Below are 23,701 nucleotides of genomic sequence, written 5' to 3'. Positions count from 1 at the left end.
GATAGCTCAGTCGGTAGAGCAGGGGATTGAAAATCCCCGTGTCGGCGGTTCGATTCCGTCTCTGGGCACCAAAATACCGAGAAACCCCAAGGAACAATGTGTTCCTTGGGGTTTTTTATTGCCTGCGATTTAATACGACTCACGCATTTACGGACACGATGTCGCAGGAAGACGATTGAGGGTTATTTTTGGCTGGACTCAATCGTTCAGCCTTTACCCAAATCTCAGTTGTAAGGTTTTTTCATGACCCGCTTCTTGCTTTGCACCCTATTCATACTGGCCGCCCTGCTCAGTGGGTGTGCCACGCAGCTGGACGTAGCGATCAACGCGACGCCTGATCCCGACTATCACTTCGACCGACAGGCAACCGTGCTGGTGACCTCCACTGGCGGCAGTGATGAAAACTCGCTCAACGCCCGCTACTACTTGCGTGACATGGTCCGCGCCATGCAGGACCAGGGCTTTCGCAATGTCTTCACCGACACCACGCTGCCCAAGAACCATGCACCGATCAAAATGACCGTTACCCTGGATGTCGACAGCAAGCAGGTGACGTATCGCTACACCGCCACCGAATACGGGCAAGTGGCAAACAGCACCACCACCCAATGCAAGAAGAACAAGAAAAAGACCGACCAACTGACCTGCACCAGCACCCCGAACACCTCCTACGGCCCGGTAGGGACCTCGGAGCGCACCGGCTACACCACGCTCACCACCTTCCGGGTCACCGCTCGTGATGAAGTGAGCAGGCGCGCTGTCTACCTGCTACGGGCGTCGTCCTATAACGACGACTGCCAAGCCGCCAAGGTCGAAGCCTTCCTGGTACAGCAGGGTTTGCAGAATCTGAATTTCCAGGACCGCGTGCAGCGCAACTATACGGTCACGATGCCTGAAGGCTTCCGTTGCAAGTAATCAGCTGCTCGGCAGGCCCTTGGCTCAAGGGCCTTCTTACCTGAGCAAAAACACCATCAATGGGTTGTCATTCAAGCGCCCTTGATAGCTCGGCGCCAAGTGCTCCACCGGCGACCCCTTCAACAGCGCGGTCTCCTTGCGCGACACGATCACCCACGAGGGCCGGGGCAGCGCCGCCAATTTCTCAAGCTCGTGTCGCCCGACAAACAGCGGCTGTTCATCGTGATCCAGGTTCATCATGTAGCGCACCGCCCAGGTATCCCGTGCCAGGTCGACAAATACCAAAGGGCCCGGCTGCGCCTGGCGCAACGCCTCCACCTGGCTGACAAACCGCCGAGTATCGAATTGCAGGTCCTTGGCCGGCTCTATCACCGTCACCAGCAACAGCCATTGCGCCGCCAGGGCGATCAGACTGAGCCACACCAACCGCCATGCTCGCTGCCAGGCAATCAACGCTGCGGCTTGCAGCACCACCAGCACGCCGATCATCAACGGCAAGGAAATCTCCGGCCAGTAGCCCTGCTTGTGCCAGGCGTGTCGACACACAAACAACACAACCACGCACAACGCCGGCAGCGCCGCGACCAGCCATTCGTAGCCACGACGCACGCCCACCAGCCAGCCTTGCGCATGCAGCAGCCCGTAGGCAGCGACAGCCGCAAACATCGGCACCATCGGCAGAATGTAATAAGCGCGCTTGAAGTGCGGTACCGACAGGCCGAGCAGAATCATCAAGCCGCAGCCCCCGAACCGCACCAGCAATTGCATGTGCTCATTGCCCCAACGCTCGGGCCAGCGATGGCGCAACGCAAACAGGGTCGCAAACGCCAGCGGAACCACCGGGAAGTAGCGGTACAAGCTCAGTTGGAAGTAAAAGTAAAACGGCTCACCCGACTCATCCAGACGCCCACCGACTTGCATCTTGAAGACTTCATCGGCAAACGCATTGCCACCACTGAACCGCGCAAGCTTCATCAATAACCACCAGCACGCGGCGAGCAACACCAGGCCGACAACGCCGTGGATCAGGATCTGCCGGACACGCACCCCCGGTTTGCCCAACGCCCAATACACACACACCACCCCGCAGACTTCAATCAACCCCAGCGGCCCACGTATGGCGAAACCCAGGATGAACAACGGGAACACCGCCAGTTGCCTCAGCCGTGACCCGAGGCGTTCGCCGGTGTGCAGCAGATAGAAACTGCCCACGCATAACAATGCGACCATCTGGTCCAGGCACACCGAGCGCGACTTTTCGAGCAACTGGGCGGTGAGCAGCGTGAGCAGCATCGTCAGCAGCGACCAGGCACGGCTGTAGGGTGCCAGCAGACGATACATCAGCGCGATCACACCCGCCGAGGCGAGCGCCGTGGGCAGCACATTCGCCAAGTGGTTCGGCGCGTCGAACAAGCGGGCGAATAGATAACTGAAGAAGGTCGCGGTGCCTGGGTAATCCGCATAGGGCTGGCCGTAGGTGGTGGGGAAAAGACTCGCGCCATGGCGATACATTTCCTGCAGGAAAAGCGCCCACCGCCCGTCAAAACCCTGGGGCTGCTGATCCCAGATGCCTACTGTGAACAACAAGAGAGCGACCAGGAAAATACCCAGTGACTCCAGGCGAAAACGGTTGCGGTGATCCATCGGGTGACCTGTCAGGTGGGAAGCGCTGGCGTATGGTGCCGAACGCGCCCCTGAATGGCGCCTGAACAGACCTGAACATTCACGCGGTTACCGACTGGAGGGCCACACCACTGCCGGGATCAGGCGAACGTAGGCCAACTCGGCAACCAACTCGATCAGGGTCTGCAGGACCACCACCGCTGCGGCCAAGCCGCGCACATCCTCCGGCAGGGCCAGCGCCAACGGTAAAACCACCAGCGAATTACGGGTCGACGCACTGAACGTTACCGCCCGCGCCGTCAAAGCTGGCAGTGCGAACAGGCGTGCAGCCCCAATGCCCATCAACGGCGCCAGCAACACAAAGGCCACGTAGACCGGAATAACTGGCAGCAACACATTGATATCCTGCATTACCGCCGTGATGTGCGAAGCGAGCACGACAAACAGCACCAACGCCATCGCCGGCACCGGCAACCACGCCCAGGCACTGTTCCAATGACTGATTATGCTCGACCGCCGCGCAAGAGTGCTGGTCAAAACCGCCAGAAGCATCGGCACCACAATCAGCCCCAAGAACGCCTCGACAAACGGCCTCGCAGCCACCACCACGGCCGATTGCTCGCCCAACATCAGCCCCAGGTATACCGGCAACAGCAGCAGTTGCAGCAACAGCAGCAGCGGGGTTGCCGCCAGCATCGACCGCGAGTCGCCCTTGCCGATATGGGTAAACACCACCACGTAGTCGATACAGGGCGTCAGCAACACCAGCAGAGCGCCCCCCAGCAACGCCGGGCGCTCCACCAGGCCGCGGGTCAACCCCCACACCAGTAAAGGCACCAGGATGAAATTGGCCACCAGCAAGGCCCCCATGAAGCGCTTGTTGCCCAAGCCTTGGCGCAGTTCAAGAAAGGGTATCTGCAAAAACATCGCATACATCAGCACGGCGATGGCAGGGGTCACCCAAAGGCTGAGGCCCTGCGCCGACAAGGGCCAGAGCAGGCCAAACGTGACGGCCGCAAAGACGGCAACGAAGTAGATCGGGACCTGATGGTGTTCCAGGGTGTCACGGGTCATGGGCGGGCTCTGGTGGATCCATAGACTGTCAGCCTAAGTACCCGCGCAGATAAGGTCGAGCACTACAGCAATCATTGCCGCCCCAGAAACCCTTGGGATTTACCCCAACCTGCGCTTCAATACACCCTCTAGACCCAGACCCCAAGGACGTCGAGCCCATGGCCTCGCCAAACAAGCAGCAAAAACGCGCCCACCGGGCAAAAGCCAAGGCCAAGCAAAACCGCACCCAGCGCGCCGTGGCGCACAAGCCGGATGCTTTTGCTGGCGACGACAGCCGCATCGACCTTGAGTCGGTGGATTTGACTGAACTGTTCGTCGAAATGCGTACCGCCGGCGAGATCAGCCAGCAGGCGCTGTGTGCGGTGTTCCTGGCGCACCCGTTGCTGGCGTTGGTGCTGGAGCAGGAAGGCGAAGAGGAAGCGACCGACTTTATCCTGGCGGCGCTGATCGAGTATCGGCAGTGGGCGACGGACAGCGATGATGAAGCCGCCGCATTGGCGTGGATTGAGTCGCCGCAGTTCCAGGCCGACTACGTGGCGGCGTCCCAGGCGCTGGCCAACGCCCCCGACTGACGCAAAATAAAAATGTGGGAGCGGGCTTGCTCGCGAATGCATTCTGACAGTCACTCAATTATTGACTGGTCTAACGCATTCGCGAGCAAGCCCGCTCCCACAGTTTGAATAGCGGCGTATCAGTTAAGCGCCGCAGCCCCCACTCTTTGAGCCTTGCGACGGCTCGCCACCACCAACCCCGCCAACACCACCAGCAAGCTCAGAATCCCGGTGGCGATGATCTCGACCCGGTGCGCTTCCTGGAACAGCATGATGGTCAACGTACCGACGATAAACACCATCACCGCGTACGTCAGGCCAGGAAACAACCACATCTTGAACACGATCTTCTCGCCCGCCGCCGCACGCTTCTGACGCATGCGCAGTTGCGACACGGCAATCACCAAGTACACCAGCAACGCAATGGCGCCGGAGCTGGCCAGCAGGAATTCGAACACGGCCGCCGGGGCGACATAGTTGGCAAATACCGCCAGGAACGCAGCGCCGGTAGACAGCAACACTGCCCAGTAAGGCGTGCCGCTCTTGTTGGTACGCTTGGCCACGGCCGGTGCGTCACCGCGACGGCCCAGGGAGAACAGCATGCGCGACGCGGTGTACAGCGCCGAGTTGAGGCAACTGGTCACGGCAACCAGCACCACCAGGTCGACAATCAGCTTGGCGTTCGGAATGCCCATGCGTTCCAGCACAGTCTGGTAGGAACCTACGGCAGCCAAGGTCGGATCGTTCCAAGGCACCAGGGAGACCACGATGAAGATCGACAACAGGTAGAACAAACCAATCCGCCAGATCACCGAATTGGTGGCCTTGGTGATTTGCTGGCCAGGGTTCTTCGATTCGGCGGCAGCAATGGTGACAATCTCAGTGCCCATGAACGAGAACATGGTGGTCAGGATCGCCGCCAACACCGCGCCCATGCCGTTGGGCATGAACCCTTGGGTATCGAACAAGTGCGAAACACCGCTGACCTGGCTGGCGGGCAAGAAGCCGAAGATCGCGGCCAGGCCGAGGATCACAAAGCCGACGATCGCAACGACTTTGATCAGCGCAAACCAGAACTCGAACTCACCGTAGTTCTTCACACTGAACAGGTTGGTTGCAGTCAGCAACAACGTAATGATTAGGGTAAACGCCCAAATCGCCACGTCGGGGAACCAGGCGTGCAGGATGGTCGCCGCTGCGTTGGCCTCCAACGGAATCACCAGCACCCAGAACCACCAGTAGAGCCAGCCAATGGTGAAACCGGCCCAGTGGCCGATTGCCCGGTCGGCATAGGTAGAGAACGAACCGGTATCGGGTGACGCAACGGCCATCTCGGCCAGCATGCGCATTACCAAGACCACCAGTGTACCGGCGGCTGCATAGGCCAACAGTACAGCCGGGCCGGCAGCAGCGATCGCATGGCCGGAGCCGACAAACAAACCGGCGCCGATGACGCCGGCAATCGACAGCATGGTGACGTGCCGCGGTTTGAGCCCCTGTTCGAGGTCATTGGAGCTTTGCGTACTACTCATTGACACACCTTTGCGAGGAATTGCGAAAACGGTTCGCCCGGCCTGCAGCCTTTCTCGTGAAAAGAATCCAACAGGGCGTTCTTTATTTTTTACGCAAGATTTGCGCCAAAATGTAACAGAGCCGCAGTTGACGCGGGCTGTAGGACAATTCGTCAGCACTCGCAAGTCGTTGAGAATCATGGCATTCCGCTATAGCGTTACCGTGCGACTCACCTTCCAGCCAAATCCGACGCACCAAAAACACACACAAAAAGTACGTGACGCCCCATAAACGGGCTGATATGGACCGTTTGCCCGGTTAACCCTTCCAACACCCGGCCAAAGCTGGCACCATCGCGCCCTTTTTTACGCGAAGCCTGTGGATCTTTCCGGTTCAAACGTCTGTAGGTTGTTGATGGCGCGACACGCTACTGCGCCGATGCGACACCCTGCCGCAGACCATCGGTTAACCGTCCGCAGCGCTGTTGGCTGTCATCCAAACGCTATGCTAGCTTGGCGCCTCGCCAGGAAGGCGGCCCAACAGCGAAGATCGCAACGAACACAATGAGGACCGCACATGGCCGAGGCCACGCCCGCGCTTGAAATCCGCAACTTGCACAAACGCTATGGTGAGCTTGAGGTACTCAAGGGTATCTCGCTGACCGCTCGCGACGGCGATGTGATCTCGATCCTGGGTTCCTCCGGTTCCGGCAAGTCCACCTTCCTGCGCTGCATCAACCTGCTGGAAAACCCGCACCAGGGCCAGATCCTGGTGGCCGGCGAAGAACTCAAGCTCAAGGCCGCGAAAAACGGCGAACTGATGGCCGCCGACGGCAAGCAGATCAACCGCCTGCGCAGCGAAATCGGGTTTGTGTTTCAAAACTTTAACCTGTGGCCGCACATGAGCATCCTCGACAACATCATCGAGGCCCCTCGTCGCGTGCTCGGCCAAAGCAAGGCAGAAGCCATAGAAGTGGCCGAGGCCCTGCTGGCCAAGGTCGGTATTGCCGACAAGCGCCACGCTTACCCTGCGCAACTCTCCGGCGGCCAGCAACAGCGGGCGGCGATTGCCCGCACCCTGGCGATGCAACCTAAAGTCATCCTGTTCGATGAGCCGACGTCGGCGCTTGACCCGGAAATGGTTCAGGAAGTACTTAATGTGATCCGCGCACTGGCCGAAGAAGGCCGCACCATGCTGCTGGTCACCCACGAAATGGGTTTCGCCCGTCAGGTATCCAGCGAAGTGGTGTTTTTGCACCAGGGCCTGGTCGAAGAGCAAGGATCGCCACAGCAGGTGTTTGAAAACCCGCTTTCGGCGCGCTGCAAACAATTCATGTCCAGCAACCGCTAACGGAGCAACATGCATGCAGACCTATAAGAAATTCCTTCTGGCCGCGGCCGTCTCGATGGCGTTCAGCGCCACGGCCATGGCAGAAACCTTGAAAATGGGGATCGAAGCGGCCTACCCGCCGTTCAACAATAAAGACGCCAGCGGTAACGTTGTCGGCTTCGACAAGGACATCGGCGACGCCCTGTGCGCCAAGATGAAAGTCGAAAAGTGCGAAGTGTATGTGTCCGACTGGGACGGCATCATCCCGGCCCTGAACGCCAAGAAGTTCGACTTCCTGGTGTCCTCGCTGTCGATCACCGACGAGCGCAAGCAGGCGGTGGACTTCACCGACCCGTACTACTCCAACAAGCTGCAGTTCATTGCGCCCAAAGCCACTGCGGATTTCAAGACCGACGCCACTTACCTCAAAGGCAAGGTGATCGGTGCACAGCGCGCAACACTGGCCGGTACCTACCTGGAAGACAAGCTGCCGGACACCGAAGCCAAGCTCTACGACACACAGGAAAACGCCTACCTCGACCTGACCTCCGGTCGCCTCGACGGCATCCTGGCTGACAAGTACGTGCAGTACGAATGGCTCAAGAGCAAAGACGGTTCGGCCTATGAATTCAAAGGCGACCCGGTGGTAGAAAGCGACAAGATCGGTATCGCCGTACGCAAGGGCGACCCGCTGCGCGAGCGCCTGAACAAAGCCCTGGCAGAGATCAAGGCAGACGGCACCTACAAAAAGATCAACGACAAGTACTTCCCGTTCAGCATCGAATGATCTGAACGGCCTGCCCGGCGCGCTCCTGCGAGCGCGCTGGCTTTTAGCAATGCCTGCCGCGATATGAAAACACCATGAATTTCGATCTCTACGGATTCGGCCCGGCGCTCGCCGCCGGCGCGCTGATGACCGTCAAACTGGCGCTCACGGCCCTGTGCCTGGGGCTGGTGCTCGGCCTTGCCGGCGCCTTGGCCAAGACTTCGCCGTACAAGCCGCTGCAATGGCTGGGCGGTGCGTATTCGACCATCGTTCGCGGTATTCCCGAATTACTGTGGGTGCTGCTGATTTACTTCGGCACCGTCAATCTGATGCGTGCCCTGGGTGAGTTCTTCGGCAACCCAGACTTGTCCCTGAGCGCCTTCGCCGCCGGCGTCATCGCCCTGGGCCTGTGCTTCGGCGCCTACGCAACGGAAGTGTTCCGCGGCGCGATCCTCGCCATTCCCAAGGGCCACCGCGAAGCCGGTGTGGCGTTGGGGCTGTCGAAGTTTCGGATTTTCACCCGGCTGATCATGCCGCAAATGTGGCGTATCGCCCTGCCGGGCCTGGGTAACCTGTTCATGATCCTGATGAAAGACACCGCGCTGGTGTCGGTGATCGGCCTGGAAGAAATCATGCGCCACGCGCAGATCGGCGTGACCGTGACCAAGCAACCCTTCACCTTCTTCATGGTCGCGGCGTTCATGTACCTGGGCCTGACCGTACTGGCGATGACCAGCATGCACTTCCTGGAAAAACGCGCCGCCCGCGGCTTTGCAAGGAGCACCCAATGAGCGGCGACTACAGCTGGCTATCGCACTTTGACCTGGGCCTGAACTGGGCCGTGATCATCAAGTGGCTGCCGAAGTTGGCCCAGGGCGCAACCTTGACCCTGGAGCTGGTGGCAATCGCCGTGATCGCCGGCCTGCTGCTGGCGATCCCTCTGGGCATCGCCCGCTCTTCGCGCCGCTGGTACGTGAGCGCCCTGCCCTACGGCTACATTTTCTTCTTCCGTGGCACGCCGCTGCTGGTGCAGTTGTTCCTGGTGTATTACGGCCTTGCGCAGTTCGACGCCGTGCGCAACAGCTTTATGTGGCCGTACCTGCGCGACCCGTTCTGGTGCGCCACCGCCACCATGACCCTGCACACCGCCGCCTACATTGCCGAGATCCTGCGCGGTGCGATCCAGGCCATCCCGCCGGGAGAAATCGAAGCGGCGCGGGCCCTGGGCATGTCCAAGCCCAAGACGCTGTTCTACATCATTCTGCCTCGCGCCTCGCGCATCGGCCTGCCGGCCTACAGCAATGAAGTGATCCTGATGCTCAAAGCCAGCGCCCTGGCCAGCACCGTGACCCTGCTGGAACTGACCGGCATGGCGCGCACCATCATTGCCCGCACCTACCTGCCGGTCGAGATTTTCTTCGCTGCGGGGTTGTTCTACCTGCTGATGGCCTACGTGCTGGTGCGCGGCTTCAAACTGCTGGAAAAATGGCTGCGCGTCGATGCGTGCCAAGGACGTTGAGGCACGCTTCCAGGCACTGGATGCATTCCTGATCGAGCACCAAGGGCTGTGGCGACCACGGCCCTTTACCCAGTTGCAGTTGCCCTGGGAAACCGAGCATCCGGAATTATCCCGGTGGTTGCGTCAGCGCTCGCTGGCCGAAGCTGAAGCCAGTCATAACCAACCCCACGACCTGCCCGCGCCCGCACCGTTTCCACAGCTGGCCGCTCACGCGCTGCGTCTCGGCGCTGTGGATAAGTTACCCACGCACACCCTGGAGCCCGCTCGCCATCGCCTGAATGTCGACGTGCCCGGGCGCAAATGGCAACAGATCGAAGCCTTCGGCGCCGCGCTGACTTTTGCCCAAACGCCTGCCCACTGGCTGGACTGGTGCGCCGGCAAAGGCCACCTCGGCCGTCGCCTGCTGCAACCCGGTCAACAACTGACCTGCCTGGAGTACGACCCCGCCCTCATCGCCTCCGGCCAAGCCTTGAGTGATCGCCACGACCTCCCCGCAACCCATCACCTCCAAGACGTCATGGCGGATGTCGCGATCCAGCCCGAACACACACCGGTCGCCCTGCATGCCTGCGGCGACCTGCATGTGCGCCTGCTGCAATTGGCCAGCGCCGCCGGCTGCAAACAACTGGCCCTGGCGCCCTGCTGCTACAACCGCATCACCGCCGACCGTTATCAGGCCGTCTCCGCCGCCGGGCGCGCCTCACTGCTGCAACTGTCGATGGATGACCTGAGCCTGCCCCTGAGCGAAACCGTCACCGCCGGCAACCGTGTACGCCAACAACGAGACACCTCCATGGCCAGGCGCCTGGGCTTTGACCAACTACAGCGGCAAGTGCGCGGCTGCGACGACTACCTGCCGACACCCTCCCTGCCCGCCAGTTGGCTGGATAAATCCTTTGCCGACTACTGCCAGGAACTGGCGAGCCTCAAGGGCTTATCCACAGGTGAACAGGATTGGACGACGCTGGAAGCCCACGGCTGGCAGCGCCTGGCCGAAGTGCGCAACCTTGAGTTAGTGAGAGGCTTGTTTCGACGCCCATTGGAACTATGGTTGGTATTGGACCGGGCACTGTTCATGGTGGAACAGGGCTACAACGTCGAGGTCGGCAGCTTCTGCGAACCATCGTTGACCCCTCGCAACCTGATGGTGCTGGCCGAGCGCGAATAAAGGGCAAAAAATCCTACAAGCGCCTTGTGGATAACTCTGTTGATGAATAGTTTGCAGAGGCCCTAGATATAGGCACTTCACACCCAAAGCCGGCCTGGTTATTTTTTGTTCACAAAATAAAATGCACACAAAACAGGCAGTTGCAGCGTGTTGAGAACTGCTGCACAAAATGGCTGTTTCGGGACAACCGTTACCAACCGATTGTGCATAAGCATCTGGCGCCAGACGCATAACGGGCTCTTTGTGCGGGCTGTTTGGCGCGTTTGGCAAGGGGTAAAGCCCGATGTGCATCAGGTTACGAGGGGGTCTGTCCAAGGGATGCTTGAACCCTATCGATCTCGTCTACTGCATGGAGTTGGACCCGTACTTTGCACGCGCTCTTCAACCTGTGAAGACACGGGGAAAACGCCCTAATCGCGAGAAACCTCCGACTTTGCAAAAATAGTCAGAATTCAGGGGTTTACAGAACCTTTCCAATCGCTATAATCGTCGCCCTAACACGCCGGTATAGCTCAGTTGGTAGAGCAACTGACTTGTAATCAGTAGGTCCCGGGTTCGACTCCTGGTGCCGGCACCATTCAAGGTTCCATAGAAAGCTTTCAAAATCTCTGGAACCCCCGAAAAACCCGCCTTCTGGCGGGTTTTTTCGTTTTGGCGTTCCGTCGGATTCCGGGGGTAGCCAGCGCTAATAAGGGTACATTTAAGGATACCTACCAATTCGATATTGGAAAGTACCCTTATGGCTCGCACAACGGCTCCCCTTACCGACAACGCCTGCCGCACCATACAAAACAAAGCCTCCACAGAAATGTGGGGGCTTTGTTGTTTCCGCATCCCCGAAGCCCACGGAATAAACCCCCGGCCTGGACACGCCCGGGCTTTTTTACGAATGACGATCCATGCGCCCATCGCGATATGGCACTTAGCCACTTTTCCAATTGACACCCCCTCCCCACTCCGTTAAAAACCCCGCCTTGCTTGCGTTTTTATCGAGACATGGATGTTGTCCAAACCCCCGCTATTCAAATACCGCCGCTATTGGCTGGCGGTCATCATCGTGTTGCTGGCGATTCTTGATCCTTTCGGCCTGGCCAGTTCCAGCGACAAGGCGTCGGCGCAGTGGCTCAATCGCATGTTCGCCAGTCACTACCCGAGCCTTGGGCAGCAGCGGGTGGCGGTGGTGTTGATTGATGATGCCTACCTGATACGCAATAACAGTTCGTGGCCCATGCCGTATGGCGAGCAGAGCAAGTTGTTCAAGCGCTTGCTGGCGTACAAGCCCCAGGCGGTGTTCGTGGATTTGCTTTATAGCCACGACCACTCGTTCGGCGACCCGACGCGGGGCAGTCAGTTACTGGCGAATGTGTTTGAGCGTTATCAACGCCAGGGCATCCCGCTGTGGCTGGCCAACACCGGTTTGGCGCGCGGGGAGGCGGGCCAGGCCAATACGCTGGCGCCGTTTATGCAGGTGAGCCAGCCGGCGTTGGTGGTGTGGGAAGGGGTGGACGATAAGTACCCACTGGCGATGCGCACGCAGGCAGGGCTGATGGAAACTCCTGCCATGTCGCTGTACCGGGTGTTCTGCGCCACGCAGCACTGCAAAACGCCACCGGTGGATGTGCAAGCCGCTGCGCAGCGCCAGCCCATCGCCGTGCAATGGGGGCTGAAGCTGGCGCCCGAGCAGGCGCGTATCGCCGATATCCGCCACTGCGCGCCCGCGCGGCATTTTTTGCTGGATGGGGTGGCGCAGTTCTTCCAGGCGGTGTTCTGGAAACTCGATGACTCGGCCCAGGCGCGCTGCCCTTATACGCTGACGTTGTCGGCCAGTGACCTGGAGGTCAGCGACCCCGACGACCAGGCACTGGTCGCCGAATTGCTGCGCGACCGCCTGGTGTTGGTGGGCGCCAATATCGCCTCGACAGGGGACTTGGTGGAGTCGCCGGTGCACGGCCAACTCCCCGGCGTTTACCTGCACGCCATGGCGCTGGACAACCTGATCAATACGGGCATGGACTACGACCATGAACCGGCCAATTTCCCCCACCTGCCGTTCAATTGGCTGGACCTGCTGGAGCTCGGGCTGCTGGCGTTGATCGCCGTGCTCAAGGCGCTGCACGCACGTCGCCTGGCGGGCCATCGCCCCTGGAGCCGGTGGCGTCGCCAGGAAATCTGGTTTTTTACCTCGCCATGCCCGTCGTGGCTGTTGGTGATGTCGATGTTGGCGGGGGTCAGTGTGTTGCTGAGCCTCAATGACATCACCCCGGTCAACGTGCTGGGCATTGTGTTGCTGTCGTTGGTGCTGTTCAGCGAGCGGATCGAAGCCTTCTTCGACCGCGATCGCCGAGTGCACCGCTCTGCTATCTGACTCAAGGAAACCAAGGATGAACAGAAGCCTCATTGTCTTGCTCGCCGCCCTCTTCACCCAGGGCGCCTGGGCAGAAACCCACAGTATCAAGGCGTTCCTCGCCGACCCGGTGACCGTACTGGACGAGCAAGGCAAGCAACAACGTGAGCTGGCGAAAAAGGACGCGCCCACCCAGCCCCTGCCGGTGTTGCAGTACAACCAGGCGCTGGACCTGGTGCAGGTAGAACTGGCAGGCCAGAAGGTGTGGCTGGACACCATGGACCTGCGCATCGAGCCACCGCTGAACGTCGTGGACCTGCCCTGCCAGGGCCTGACCAAAAGCCAGGCCAAGGACAGCCGCAACAACTCCACCATCGGTTTTGGTGCCGGCTGCAATCAATAAAAGGAGCGTTGCGGTGAAGGGATATCTAGTAGCAGCCAGCCTGTTGGCCAGTTCGGTGCTCAGTGGTTGCGCCACCTTGAAAGGCGCAGACCAGGCATTTCTGAACCTGGTGGGGCCCTCGACCCAGTCCCGGGTTCAGGGCCACTACGTGGACAACAGCGACGTACGCCAGTATTACAAGCTCGACCCACAACGTCAGAGCAAACAGCGCCTGAGCTACGACGGGCGTGCGGTGCCGGCCGCTGAAGCGCGCCAGCAGAACCTGGTGGATATCCCCATGCTGCAAGCCTACCTGCAGGGCATTGTCACGCGCTTGTCCAAAGGCTGGCCGGGGGAGTTGCCGCCGCTGCAGGTGAAGATCACCGACAGCTATGGCTTCGGGCCGTCGGCAGACCCTTACGGCAATCTGTTCGTGCCGCTGGGCATGCTGGACAACGTCGCCAGTGAAGATGAAATCGCCGCGATGCTTGGCCATGAAATGAGCCACGTATTGCTGCATCACCATGACCGCATGGCCGCTTTCCAGCAGCAGAAAGACATGTTCACCACCGTGGCCTCCACGGTCGCCTTGGCCACCATGGCTGCCGATACGGGCGTGGACCGCAGCTCCGGTACGATGAAACTGTTCAGTAAAGACCCGGCCGGCACCCAGAAGACCATCGGTAATACCGTGCTGTACACCGCCCTGGCCAATACCTTTTCCGATCAGGTATGGAGCACCGCCTGGGGCCGCAGCCAGGAAGACCAGGCCGACTTGCTGGGCACCGACTTGATGATCCGCGCCGGTTACGCGCCGCGAGCCGCCACCCATAGCCTGGAGCGCCTCAACGACTTCCAGGGCAAGCAGAAACCCTTGCTCACGGGGTTCCTCACCGCGCGCAAGAATGCCATGCAGGATTCGCTGCAGCAGTTCAATCTCAACCAGTTCACCAAAGAGCTGGACGTGCTGGTCAAGGATGGCTTGACCACCGGCCTCACCGCGACCAGCCAATATTTCAACCGCTCACATATGTCGGCCATGGACCGCGATACCGAACTGCGCCAGTACTTGCAACGCGAATATCGCCAGGAACGCCGCGCCCGGGTCAACCCGCAAAGCTGGGCGAAAATGAAGAGCACGCCCCAGGTCGCGAAGGCTTTGCAGGGCTATAAAGACGCATACTTCGCGATTGATGCCCTGGAGAAAAACAAGGTGCCAGACGCTGACGCTTTCATCCGCAAGGCCCTGGCTTCGCCGGTAAAAGACCAGCCGAGCATTCGGCGCACTGCCTATACCGTGCGCCTGGCCCAAGGCAAAAACAGCGAAGCGGTGAAAGAGTTGCAGGCGATCAAGGACTGGTCCCTGGCCGGGCCTTCCACCTATGACTTGATGATCAGCTACCACCTCAAACGCGGTGACGGGCAATCGGCACTGGCGATGATCGACAAGGCAGAACGCAACCTGGGCTCGGAGGAACTGTTTATTACCGAAAAGCTGCTGGCCAACCAGCAACTGCAGAATGCGCAGCAGGTGCAAACGGTGTTGCGCAAGTGCGAGCAGTACCCGACACGCAAGGAAAACTGCAAGAAACTCGCGCCAGCCAAGGCCTAGGTAGCAGCCTCCAGGCATAAAAAAACCCCGAACCAGTCGGGGTTTTTTATGGCCTGGCATCAGGCACGACATTCGATCAATTAGAAAACGTTGATCGGGTAGTCGGCGAACAGACGGATTTCGTTACCGCCTACGTTGTACTCGCTGGCGTTGTTGGAAACGCGCAACCACGAGGCACGAGCACGCAGGCTCAGGTCTTTGGCTGGGCCGCTCTGTACCACGTACTTGAACTGGTTCCAGATTTCACGCTCGGTACCATCGCCACGGTTGGTACCGTCGTCGATGTTGGTACCGCGCACGTAGGCAATGTTGTAGGTCAGGCCCGGTACGCCGAAGGTGGCGAAGTCGATGCCGTAACCTGCTTGCCAGGAGCGCTCGTCCTTGCCGTTGAAGTCGGACCAGTAGGAGTTGGCCAGCAAGATGGTATTGCCGCCGTCGCCGATACCGCCGGCGTTGCGGTAGCCGCCGTACAGGTAGCCAGTGTCACCGGTGCTGCGCTGGTGAGCGATGGTGAAGCTGTGCGCGCCAACGGCCCACGTGGCGCCCAGGCTCCAGATCTTGTTGTCGCGCGCGTCAGCGTCTTTTTGGTTTTCCAAGGCGAAGCTGCGATCCAGCTTGGTCTTGTAGCCATTGAAGTCAAACGTCAGCGACTGCTGCTGCGGCAAGGCCAGCACGTAGTTGACGTTGACGTATTGCTTCTTCAACACGTCCTGCATGTCGGAGGCGTAAAGGGCAGCCGACAGGCTCTCGGTGAATTTGTAGCTACCACCGATATAGTCGATGCTTTTCAGGCGGCCGCTGTCGGTGCCTTCCATGCTCTTGCGCGCTTCTTTAGTGAAATGACCCGCGTCCAATTGCAGACCGGCGATTTCTTTAGAGACGATCGAAGTACCGGTGTAGGTTTCCGACAACAGGCGAGAGTTGTCGTACTGCAGCACAGGCACAGCCGGGAACTGATCACCGTACTTGAGTACAGTGTTGGAAACGCGGAACTTAACGGCAGCGCCGCCTTTGGCCAGGTCGTGCGGTGCCGAGCCTGGGTTTGGCTTGCCGTTGTCATCAAGAGTGCCGTTGCCCTGCTTGAAGAAGTCGATACCGCCGGCGCCAGCGCGACCTTTACCACCGTCCAGGCGGATAGCGTATTGGCCAATCACATCCACACCCACACCCACGGTGCCTTGGGTGAAGCCGGACTCGAACTTGCCGATGAAGCCTTGGCCCCATTCAGCTTTGTCCTGCTTGCCGTTTTTGTAGTCACGGCTGATGTAGGCGTTACGTGCTGCGATGTTCAGGTGGCTGTCTTCAACGAAACCCTTGGATTGCTCCTGGTCGTTTGCCATTGCTGTCGATGCGCTCAAAATCCCCAGAGCGATCAGACTCATCCGTTGCTTCAACATTTTCTTATATTCCTTATTACGGGTTGAGTACGCGCTGTGACACCAGGCTCCTATTGCTTTTTCTGGTGTCGACTTTGCCGGCAAAAAGAAGGCCCGCGGACGACTGAACTGCCGCAGGCCTTTTTTATTGGATTAGTCATGGTGGTTAGCCACAGGCGTTGGGCGCAATCCTATGCGGGCGTTGAACTATGTGTCAATTTCGTGAATCGTCTGTATTTAGGCGATATTCGTCTAAGCGGCGAGCGGAGGCGCAGGGATGAAAGCCTGAAAAGCGCCTTGAATCCCCCTCGAAACACATTAAGTAACAAATCCGACAGAGCGGACGTTAGGGAATAGATAACACGCGCAAATGCAAAGCATTACCATTCGCGCACAATTTTCCTGCCACGTCATTTGGATACGCTCCCATGCCTGCCCCTCGCCTGACGCCCCTCTCCCTTGGGCTCTCTGTTCTGCTGTCTGCCGGTTTTGCCGGTGCGGCCACGGTCTTGCCTGAAACCTCGATCAGTGTGGAAGCAGACGAAGACGACCCACGGGTCAAGGAGACCAGCACCGCCACACGCACCGCGACGGCTGTTCGCTATGTGCCCCAGGCGATCGACTCAGTCAAAACCGAAAGCCTGCGCTCCTATGGCACCAACGAGCTGGGCCAGGCGTTGAGCGGTATCCCCAACGTCAGCAGCGGCGCCGATACACGCTTCGACAGCCTGCGCATACGTGGTTTCGACGCCAGCAATGACTTCTATCTGGATGGCATTCGCGACGACAGCCAGTACGTGCGCGACCTGCATAACATCGAGCGTATCGAAGTACTCAAGGGGCCGGCTGCGGTGCTTTACGGGCGAGGCGGCCAGGGCGGCATCGTCAACCGGGTGAGCAAAATGCCAACCCCAGGGCAAAAATCCAGCATCGAAGCCCAAGGCGGCAGCAACGATTTGCGCAGCCTGTATGCCGACCTGAGCACCGACCCCACCGACAACATCAGCCTGCGCCTGAACATGGGCAACCAGGATAACAACAGCTTTCGCGATGGCGTCAGCGGCAACCGCCAGTTGTTCGCGCCGTCAATGAGCTGGCAGCTCACTCCAGAGCTGAACTGGCTGGTGCAATACGAATACAGCCGTTACAACCGCACCCCAGACCGTGGCATTCCGGGCGTCAACGGGCGCCCGGCGGATGTGAGCCGCAGCACCACTTACTTTGATCACGGCGATTACATCGACGATAAATCCCAGTCCCTGCGTTCCAAACTCGCCTACGAGCTCAACGCCGACTGGCAACTGCGCCACACCCTCGGCGTGTTCAAGCTCGACAGTGATTTCGACAATACCTACCAGACCGGCTATGACCCGAAAACCAACAGCGTCACCCGCCAACACTGGCAGCAGGACCTGACCACCCGCAACGTGTTCAACAACCTGGAGCTGGAAGGCGGTTTCGACACCTTTGGCCTGGAACACCGCCTGCTCACCGGTATTGAGCTGGGCAGCCAGCGCCGCGATCCGAAGCTGTACTCCGCTCGGGATGGCAGAACAGTGCCGAGCCTGGACCTCAACCAACCCAATCGCCGCCTGAGCCACACCGGGAGCATGCGACTGTCGAGTAACAACCACACCGAAGTCGAAAGCCGCGCCCTGTATGTGCAGGACCAACTGCGCCTGAACGACCAGTGGCAACTGCTGGGCGGGCTGCGTTACGACCGTTTCGAAGTGGACACCACCAACAAGCTGCTCGACATCCAACAGAACGTGAAAAGCCACAGCACCAGCCCGCGGGTCGGCCTGGTGTGGACGCCCCTGGAACACCACTCGTTCTATGCTTCGTGGAGCAAGACCTTCACACCAGCCGGCGGCGGCCTGATCGGCATCACGCCGAACGCCACCGGCAACGCCAACGACCTGAGCCCGGAGCTGACCAAGCAAAAGGAAATCGGCGTGAAGAGCGACTGGTTCGACGAACGCCTGAGCACCACCCTGGCCGTGTACGAACTGGAACTCTACAACCGCCGCACCAGCGACCCGCTGGACCGCACCATTACGCTGCTCACTGGCGAGCAACGCTCACGCGGCGTGGAGCTGACCGCCACCGGCAAGATCGTCGACAACTGGTATGTGCGCGGCGGCGTGGGCCTGCAGGACGCCAAGGTCGAGAAGGACAACAATGGCTTTGAAGGCAAACGAATCAGCGACGTGGCCAAGCGCAACGCCAGCCTGTTCATCACCTGGAAACCGCAGATGGGCTGGTACGCGGAAACCGGTTTGACCCTGGTGGGTGATCGATATGCCGACAACCTCAACACCGTGATGTTGCCGGGTTATGGCCGCTGGGACGCGCTGGCCGGGTTCCGTCAGAAAGAGTGGGACGTGAGGGCGGCGCTGAACAATATTGCCGACAAAAACTACTACGCCTCGGCGACCAGTGCGGCGCAGATTCAACCGGGGGAGCCGCGAAGCCTGGTGGTCACCGGTACCTACAGCTTCTGACACGCCTCATGTGAAACAAAGCCAGCCCCCACACTGGTTAGGCATTGCCCACAACATCAGCGCCTGGCGCAGATCCCTGTGGGAGCGGGCTTGCCCGCGAAAGCGGTGTGCCAGTCACCCAATCTTCAACTGAGCCACCGCCATCGCAGGCAAGCCAGCTCCCACACTGGTTAGGTAGTGCCCACAACATCAGCGCCTGGCGCAGATCCCTGTGGGAGCGGGCTTGCCCGCGAAAGCGGTGTGCCAGTCACCCAATCTTCAACTGAGCCACCGCCATCGCAGGCAAGCCAGCTCCCACAGTTGGTTTCAGGTGTTCTTTAGTTGCTCATTACCTCGCACAACGCCTGCACTTCATCCTCCGTGAACAACCCCAACGGGTAGCGCTCACTCATCACACTGCGCAAGTCAGACGCTTGTCTGGCCTGTCGCGAGCCGTTCGCCTTCAACCAAAGGGCCAACGCATGGATGGCGTCACCGTCGACCCGCAAAGGGTGGAACGTACGCGTGTTCATCAGGTGGACATCGGCATTCATTTCAGCGCTCTCTCCTGCTGCGTGAGCGGCTAACTTACTCAAGGTTTGTGACAGAACTACGCGGTCATCCCCCTTGGGCCACTGTAACCACAGCGATACAAGAGCTATGCCAATGTGCCGTGTTCACCCGGATACAGGCATGAAAAAGCCCGCGACCGAGCTGGGTCGCGGGCTTGCGGGGAGTACTGCAAAGGCGCGGTGCTCGCACGCCATCAAGGCGCTGTTACAACTGCACTCACTTTCGTTGCGGGGCTGGCTGCTGTTGGGTCAGGCAATGGATATTGCCCCCACCCAGTAACAGTTCGCGGCCCGGCACCATCACCACTTCATGCTGTGGGAAGAGGTTCTGCAGGATCTGCTTGGCCTGGTCGTCCATCGGATCATCGAAGCTCGGCGCGATGATGCCGCCGTTGACGATCAGGAAGTTGACATAGGAACCGGCCAACCGCACGGTCGGATTACGCTCCTGGCTGCCCTCAACCAGGTCTACCCCGGCGCATTCCTCCTCAGTGGCATACAGCGGACCCGGGATCGGCATTTTATGCACGATGAACGAGCGGCCCTGGGCATCGGTGCTGCTTTGCAGCACGTCCATGGCAGCGTGGCAGCGTGGGTAGTTCGGGTCTTGCGGGTCATCGGTCCAGGCCAGCAACACTTCGCCCGGGCGCACGTAGCAGCAGAAGTTATCCACATGGCCGTCGGTTTCGTCGTTGAACAGGCCATCCGGCAACCAGATGATCTTATCCACAGCCAGGTTATCGCTGAGCACCGCCTCAATAGCCGCACGATCAAGGTGTGGGTTGCGGTTGCGGTTCAACAGGCATTCTTCGGTGGTGATCAGGGTGCCTTCGCCGTCGACATGAATCGAACCGCCTTCAAGCACAAAGCCTTCAGTGCGGTAACGCGGTGCGCGCTCCATCTCGAGGATCTTGCCTCCCACTTGGGAATCGCGGTTCCACGGCGAATACAGGCCGCCGTCAAAACCACCCCAGGCGTTGAAGTCCCAGTTCACACCCCGTACTTCACCACTGCCGTTGATCACGAAAGTCGGGCCGGTGTCGCGAACCCACGCGTCGTCATTGGACATTTCCACCAGGCGGATATTGGGTACGTCCAGGCGGGCACGGGCGTTTTCGTACTGGCTGGCGGAGACCGCGACGGTCACCGGCTCAAAACGTGCGATAGCCTTGGCCACCGCCACATGGGCCGCCTGCGCTGGCTTACCGCCCAGGCGCCAGTTGTCTGGGCGCTCGGGCCAGATCATCCAGGTCTGGGTCTGGGGCGCCCATTCGGCAGGCATATGAAAGCCATCGGCGCGAGGTGTGCTGTGCAAGGTGGTCATGGCGATCAGGGCTCCGAATGGGGTGAAGGGCAACTTTATAATGGATAAAAATCGGCTTTAACAGACTAAAAACATGATAGGTGCTCGGGTCTGCAAAAAATAGCCGATAACAATCGATAAATCACAGTTGTTCATCCAGCACTTTGGACAGCATGTCCACAAAGAAGTCCACGCTGCGCCTGGACGTCACCATTGGCGGCTTGATTTTGAGGATATTCAGATAATCCCCGGTAGGTTGCATGAAAATCCCCAGCTCCCGCAGGCGATCACACAACAAGGCGGTTTCTGCCGTCGCAGGTTCCAGGGTGTGGCGATCACGCACCAGTTCAAGGCCCAGATAGAAGCCCGAACCGTGCACGGCACCGACGAGTGGATGGCGATCAATCAATTCCTCCAGTCGTGCCTTGAAATGCCCGCCTACCACTTGGGCGTTTTCCCACAGCTTTTCCTCTTCCATCACGTCCAGCACTGCCATGCCGATCCGGCAACTGACCGGGCTGCCTCCCGATGACGAGAAGAAGTAACCCTCGGCCTCCAGCGCCTCGGCAATCTCTCGGCGGGTAATCACTGCGCCCAACGGCTGGCCGTTGCCCATGCCCTTGGCCATGGTAATGATGTCAGGCACCACACCCTGCTGTTCAAACCCCCAGAAGAAATGCCCCATGCGGCCGTAACCCACCTGCACTTCATCGGCGATGCACACGCCCCCCTGGGCACGCACCAAGCCATACACCTGTTGCAGGTAACCCGCTGGCAGGGAGATGCCACCGGCGTTGCCGTACACCGGTTCACAGATAAACCCGGCCAATTGACGCTGGCTCGCGGCGATTTTCGCGAGGTTATGCTCAACACTTCGTACATAGTCCGGCGCGCTGTCCGGCCCGCGGAATTCACCGCGGTAAGTATTGGGCGCGGTCACCGGGTGTACCCAATCCGGGCGGCTGCTCAAGGCCTGGGGGTTATCGGCAATCGAGGTGGACACGGCATCCGCCGCCACCGACCAGCCGTGGTAGGCCTCCAGCACGCTGAGCATGTCGCGCCCGCCGCTGTAGGCCCAGGCCAAACGAATCGCCAGGTCATTGGCCTCCGTGCCGCTGTTGACCAGGAACACCCGGTCCATGCCCTGTGGCGCCAACGCCAGCAGGCGCTCGGAGAACTCGGCAATTGCCGCATAGTGAAAGCGCGAGTTGGTGTTGAGCAACGACCATTGCCGTGCCGCCACTTCAGCCATGCGCGGGTGGCCATGCCCCAGCACGGCCACGTTGTTGAGCATGTCGAGGTAGGATCGGCCCTGCATATCAATCAGGTGGTTGCGCCAGCCGCGCTCGATACGCGGCGGGTCGGCGTAGTAGTGCTTCTGGGAGCGGGCAAAGCTGGCATCCCGCCGGGCCAGCAGGGCCTGCGGGTCCAGTTCCGGCTCAGCATCACAGGCCAGGCCCAACAGCGCCGAGGGTGACGGGCACAACGCCTGCCACGCCAACGCCCGGGAAGGTGTGCAGAACAGCGGCGGCTCAAGGTCGGCGCGGCATAACTGCACAGTCAACGGCGCCTGCACCTCGCCCAGCACCTGCCCTTTGACCAGCGTTGCGCCGGGCTTGAGTGATGTTCGCACGCCCCACAGGCGCAGGCTCAGCTCACTGTCGTGCAAGCACAGCAAGCCGTCGGCACCTTCGCGCAGCGTTCCCGCAAAGGGTGCTTCCAGAACCGTGCCGTGAGGCAGGTGCAGTTCGACATGCAGGGGTAATGTCTCGGGCTCTAGGGCACTGTCGGGGCGGGTGCGCGACAAGCGGTATTGCCCATAACGACTGGCCGCCAGCCCATGCACCGTCGCCGCTTGATCCAGCAAGCGCCGATCGATGCCGGGAGTCTCCCAATTGCCAGCCTCGAAATGCGGGCTGAGTACGCCCAGGTCGATCAGCGCGAACTCGCGCCCCACCAAGCCTGGCAATAAAGGCGCGAAGTCTTGGTTGGCGACGGGCGGTAATGTTTCACCGACGCTGCGCAGAATCGCCGCTTGCATGAGTTCAAAGGGCACCGACGTGGCGATATGGAAGATTTCCCACTCGTGTTCGGCGTTTTTCTTTAGATAAACGTTATCCGGGTCCAGGCCTTGCTGCTGCTCACTGCTGAGCACCAACACTGCCGCGCGGGCTACGATCAGCGGCCACAGCACCACTAACTCTTCGCGCTGCAACGGCGTGACAGCGTGGCAGGCCTGGATCGCCGGCAAGAGGGCAAACGGATCACCGTCGGCATGGTGCAACAGCGCCGCGCAGGTCACCGACAGGTCGGCAACTCGCCAGGTACGCACCAGATCGCCAAAATCGATCACGCCTTGTATACGCCAGTGCCGCTGGGCATCACGCTGCCACACCACATTGTCATCGGTGATATCCATGTGCACCGCTTGCCACGGCAGGTGTGCCGCCAACGGCTGGACATGCGCCTCGACCTGCCTGGCCACCTGCTCCAAAGCAGCACGCTGCGGCAGGTCGGGCAAGGTTGCCAGCAGGTGGTTGATCAATGCCTGCGCGTGGCGCGGGTCCCATTGCAGGGTGCGCGCAAGGCCAGGGTGCTCGAAATCTGCCAGCGCGAGGCTCATCTGCCCGCACAGCTCACCAAAGCCTTCGATCACGGTGCGGCTCAGGTGGGGTAAATGCGTCAAGGGCTGGCCGTCGATGTAGCCCAATAGCCGCAGGTGCAGGGTTTGGCCATCGACGTTGACCGTCAGTAGATCCTCGCCCTCCACGGTCGGGATGACCTTGGGCACGCGCAGGCCGGGATGCGTGCCCAGGCTGTTGAGGGCCGCATGCTGGGCCTGGAGTTCAACCGCGGCGTAGTCACCTCGGCAGATCTTCAGAACAAAGCGGCCCCGAGTGCTGTCAACTCTATAGTTGAGGTCTTGTTGACTGCCCAATGAGCGTAATTTGCCCGTCATTCCATAATGTCGCTCGAGCAGGTGTGCTGCCTGCTCGGGGGTTACTTGTGGGCAAGGCAAGCTGGCTCGGTGGGTCAACGTGGCTAACGACATTGTGACGACCTTTGTTTTTTCAGGCGTCTATATCGCCATTGTTCTGTGGCGTTAATCAACCCCTTCTGCTCACGGTGCTTGCGCCAGCCCGATTCACAACTCAAGCTATGCTACTTTCGC

18 protein-coding genes and 2 tRNA genes are annotated in these 23,701 nt (G+C 59.9%); 13 read left to right on the top strand and 7 right to left on the bottom strand.

Annotation, left to right across the window (positions count from 1 at the left end; all coding sequences use genetic code 11):
* Position 1: 1 nt before the first annotated feature.
* Together BMH52_RS14565 and BMH52_RS14560 are read left to right on the top strand one after the other, a co-directional pair.
* Positions 2 to 71 (top strand) — tRNA-Phe (locus BMH52_RS14565).
* Between the two features lie 172 nt (positions 72 to 243).
* Positions 244 to 915 carry a hypothetical protein gene (locus BMH52_RS14560; protein ID WP_073844084.1) on the top strand — a complete coding sequence of 224 codons (672 nt, stop codon included), beginning with the start codon at positions 244 to 246 and terminating at the stop codon, positions 913 to 915.
* A gap of 36 nt (positions 916 to 951) precedes the next feature.
* Here BMH52_RS14560 and BMH52_RS14555 read toward each other — a convergent pair whose 3' ends face one another.
* Both BMH52_RS14555 and BMH52_RS14550 read right to left on the bottom strand, forming a co-directional pair.
* A complete protein-coding gene (locus tag BMH52_RS14555; protein ID WP_073844081.1) occupies positions 952 to 2,559 on the bottom strand; it encodes a glycosyltransferase family 39 protein in 1,608 nt (535 codons plus the stop codon).
* A gap of 87 nt (positions 2,560 to 2,646) precedes the next feature.
* Positions 2,647 to 3,612 carry an arsenic resistance protein gene (locus tag BMH52_RS14550; protein ID WP_014716506.1) on the bottom strand — a complete coding sequence of 322 codons (966 nt, stop codon included), beginning with the start codon at positions 3,610 to 3,612 and terminating at the stop codon, positions 2,647 to 2,649.
* Positions 3,613 to 3,770: 158 nt separating this feature from the next.
* Here BMH52_RS14550 and BMH52_RS14545 point away from each other — a divergent pair, with 158 nt between their 5' ends.
* Positions 3,771 to 4,184: a hypothetical protein gene (locus BMH52_RS14545; RefSeq protein WP_014716505.1), complete on the top strand. Its 414-nt coding sequence runs from the start codon at positions 3,771 to 3,773 to the stop codon at positions 4,182 to 4,184.
* Positions 4,185 to 4,303: 119 nt separating this feature from the next.
* On the opposite strand, the gene gabP is transcribed toward BMH52_RS14545, so the two are convergent.
* The gene (gabP, locus tag BMH52_RS14540) at positions 4,304 to 5,695 is read right to left on the bottom strand and encodes a GABA permease (protein ID WP_073844079.1); all 1,392 of its coding nucleotides are present in this window, start codon (positions 5,693 to 5,695) and stop codon (positions 4,304 to 4,306) included.
* A gap of 556 nt (positions 5,696 to 6,251) precedes the next feature.
* On the opposite strand from gabP, the gene BMH52_RS14535 reads away from it, so the two are divergent.
* The 9 genes from BMH52_RS14535 (at position 6,252) to BMH52_RS14495 (ending at position 14,795) form a co-directional block, all read left to right on the top strand.
* A complete protein-coding gene (locus tag BMH52_RS14535) occupies positions 6,252 to 7,025 on the top strand; it encodes an ABC transporter ATP-binding protein (protein WP_010213906.1) in 774 nt (257 codons plus the stop codon).
* Positions 7,026 to 7,038: 13 nt separating this feature from the next.
* Positions 7,039 to 7,791: an ABC transporter substrate-binding protein gene (locus tag BMH52_RS14530; RefSeq protein ID WP_014716503.1), complete on the top strand. Its 753-nt coding sequence runs from the start codon at positions 7,039 to 7,041 to the stop codon at positions 7,789 to 7,791.
* A 74-nt stretch (positions 7,792 to 7,865) separates the two neighbouring features.
* Complete coding sequence (locus tag BMH52_RS14525; protein ID WP_005783890.1) at positions 7,866 to 8,561, top strand: ABC transporter permease; 696 nt, start codon at positions 7,866 to 7,868, stop codon at positions 8,559 to 8,561.
* 38 nt (positions 8,562 to 8,599) lie between these two features.
* Positions 8,600 to 9,289, top strand: a complete 690-nt coding sequence (locus BMH52_RS14520; RefSeq protein WP_032803763.1) for an ABC transporter permease — start codon at positions 8,600 to 8,602, stop codon at positions 9,287 to 9,289.
* Complete coding sequence (locus BMH52_RS14515; RefSeq protein WP_073844077.1) at positions 9,270 to 10,457, top strand: methyltransferase; 1,188 nt, start codon at positions 9,270 to 9,272, stop codon at positions 10,455 to 10,457. The genes BMH52_RS14520 and BMH52_RS14515 overlap by 20 nt, the downstream gene beginning before the upstream one ends.
* Before the next feature lie 501 nt (positions 10,458 to 10,958).
* Positions 10,959 to 11,034, top strand: a tRNA-Thr gene (locus BMH52_RS14510).
* Positions 11,035 to 11,457: 423 nt separating this feature from the next.
* A complete protein-coding gene (locus BMH52_RS14505; protein WP_073844075.1) occupies positions 11,458 to 12,822 on the top strand; it encodes a CHASE2 domain-containing protein in 1,365 nt (454 codons plus the stop codon).
* A gap of 16 nt (positions 12,823 to 12,838) precedes the next feature.
* A complete protein-coding gene (locus BMH52_RS14500; RefSeq protein WP_014716500.1) occupies positions 12,839 to 13,204 on the top strand; it encodes a hypothetical protein in 366 nt (121 codons plus the stop codon).
* Positions 13,205 to 13,217: 13 nt separating this feature from the next.
* Complete coding sequence (locus tag BMH52_RS14495) at positions 13,218 to 14,795, top strand: M48 family metallopeptidase (protein ID WP_032901798.1); 1,578 nt, start codon at positions 13,218 to 13,220, stop codon at positions 14,793 to 14,795.
* 80 nt (positions 14,796 to 14,875) lie between these two features.
* Here the strand turns inward: BMH52_RS14495 and BMH52_RS14490 are convergent, their stop codons facing one another.
* Positions 14,876 to 16,192 carry an OprD family porin gene (locus tag BMH52_RS14490; RefSeq protein ID WP_073844073.1) on the bottom strand — a complete coding sequence of 439 codons (1,317 nt, stop codon included), beginning with the start codon at positions 16,190 to 16,192 and terminating at the stop codon, positions 14,876 to 14,878.
* 407 nt (positions 16,193 to 16,599) lie between these two features.
* On the opposite strand from BMH52_RS14490, the gene BMH52_RS14485 reads away from it, so the two are divergent.
* Positions 16,600 to 18,675, top strand: a complete 2,076-nt coding sequence (locus tag BMH52_RS14485) for a TonB-dependent siderophore receptor (protein WP_073844071.1) — start codon at positions 16,600 to 16,602, stop codon at positions 18,673 to 18,675.
* Between the two features lie 317 nt (positions 18,676 to 18,992).
* On the opposite strand, the gene BMH52_RS14480 is transcribed toward BMH52_RS14485, so the two are convergent.
* From BMH52_RS14480 to BMH52_RS14470, 3 genes are all read right to left on the bottom strand, one after another.
* Complete coding sequence (locus tag BMH52_RS14480) at positions 18,993 to 19,208, bottom strand: hypothetical protein (RefSeq protein WP_014716496.1); 216 nt, start codon at positions 19,206 to 19,208, stop codon at positions 18,993 to 18,995.
* A gap of 235 nt (positions 19,209 to 19,443) precedes the next feature.
* A complete protein-coding gene (gene aguA / locus BMH52_RS14475; protein ID WP_060767901.1) occupies positions 19,444 to 20,550 on the bottom strand; it encodes an agmatine deiminase in 1,107 nt (368 codons plus the stop codon).
* A 121-nt stretch (positions 20,551 to 20,671) separates the two neighbouring features.
* Entirely contained in the window at positions 20,672 to 23,581 is a 2,910-nt protein-coding gene (locus BMH52_RS14470; protein ID WP_073844069.1) for an aminotransferase, read from the bottom strand.
* Between the last annotated feature and the right edge of the window lie 120 nt (positions 23,582 to 23,701).

It is taken from the genome of Pseudomonas sp. BTN1, assembly GCF_001907715.1.
GTDB lineage: Bacteria > Pseudomonadota > Gammaproteobacteria > Pseudomonadales > Pseudomonadaceae > Aquipseudomonas > Aquipseudomonas paracarnis.
This window is presented reverse-complemented; position numbering and strand designations above follow the sequence as displayed.

Excerpts from the sequence above, each read along its gene's own strand:
- BMH52_RS14560 (WP_073844084.1), top strand. The coding sequence starts at position 244 with ATGACCCGCTTCTTGCTTTGCACCCTATTCATACTGGCCGCCCTGCTC.
- BMH52_RS14555 (WP_073844081.1), bottom strand. The coding sequence starts at position 2,559 with ATGGATCACCGCAACCGTTTTCGCCTGGAGTCACTGGGTATTTTCCTG.
- BMH52_RS14550 (WP_014716506.1), bottom strand. The coding sequence starts at position 3,612 with ATGACCCGTGACACCCTGGAACACCATCAGGTCCCGATCTACTTCGTT.
- BMH52_RS14545 (WP_014716505.1), top strand. The coding sequence starts at position 3,771 with ATGGCCTCGCCAAACAAGCAGCAAAAACGCGCCCACCGGGCAAAAGCC.
- gabP (WP_073844079.1), bottom strand. The coding sequence starts at position 5,695 with ATGAGTAGTACGCAAAGCTCCAATGACCTCGAACAGGGGCTCAAACCG.
- BMH52_RS14535 (WP_010213906.1), top strand. The coding sequence starts at position 6,252 with ATGGCCGAGGCCACGCCCGCGCTTGAAATCCGCAACTTGCACAAACGC.
- BMH52_RS14530 (WP_014716503.1), top strand. The coding sequence starts at position 7,039 with ATGCAGACCTATAAGAAATTCCTTCTGGCCGCGGCCGTCTCGATGGCG.
- BMH52_RS14525 (WP_005783890.1), top strand. The coding sequence starts at position 7,866 with ATGAATTTCGATCTCTACGGATTCGGCCCGGCGCTCGCCGCCGGCGCG.
- BMH52_RS14515 (WP_073844077.1), top strand. The coding sequence starts at position 9,270 with ATGCGTGCCAAGGACGTTGAGGCACGCTTCCAGGCACTGGATGCATTC.
- BMH52_RS14505 (WP_073844075.1), top strand. The coding sequence starts at position 11,458 with ATGTTGTCCAAACCCCCGCTATTCAAATACCGCCGCTATTGGCTGGCG.
- BMH52_RS14500 (WP_014716500.1), top strand. The coding sequence starts at position 12,839 with ATGAACAGAAGCCTCATTGTCTTGCTCGCCGCCCTCTTCACCCAGGGC.
- BMH52_RS14490 (WP_073844073.1), bottom strand. The coding sequence starts at position 16,192 with ATGTTGAAGCAACGGATGAGTCTGATCGCTCTGGGGATTTTGAGCGCA.
- BMH52_RS14485 (WP_073844071.1), top strand. The coding sequence starts at position 16,600 with ATGCCTGCCCCTCGCCTGACGCCCCTCTCCCTTGGGCTCTCTGTTCTG.
- BMH52_RS14480 (WP_014716496.1), bottom strand. The coding sequence starts at position 19,208 with ATGAATGCCGATGTCCACCTGATGAACACGCGTACGTTCCACCCTTTG.
- aguA (WP_060767901.1), bottom strand. The coding sequence starts at position 20,550 with ATGACCACCTTGCACAGCACACCTCGCGCCGATGGCTTTCATATGCCT.
- BMH52_RS14470 (WP_073844069.1), bottom strand. The coding sequence starts at position 23,581 with ATGTCGTTAGCCACGTTGACCCACCGAGCCAGCTTGCCTTGCCCACAA.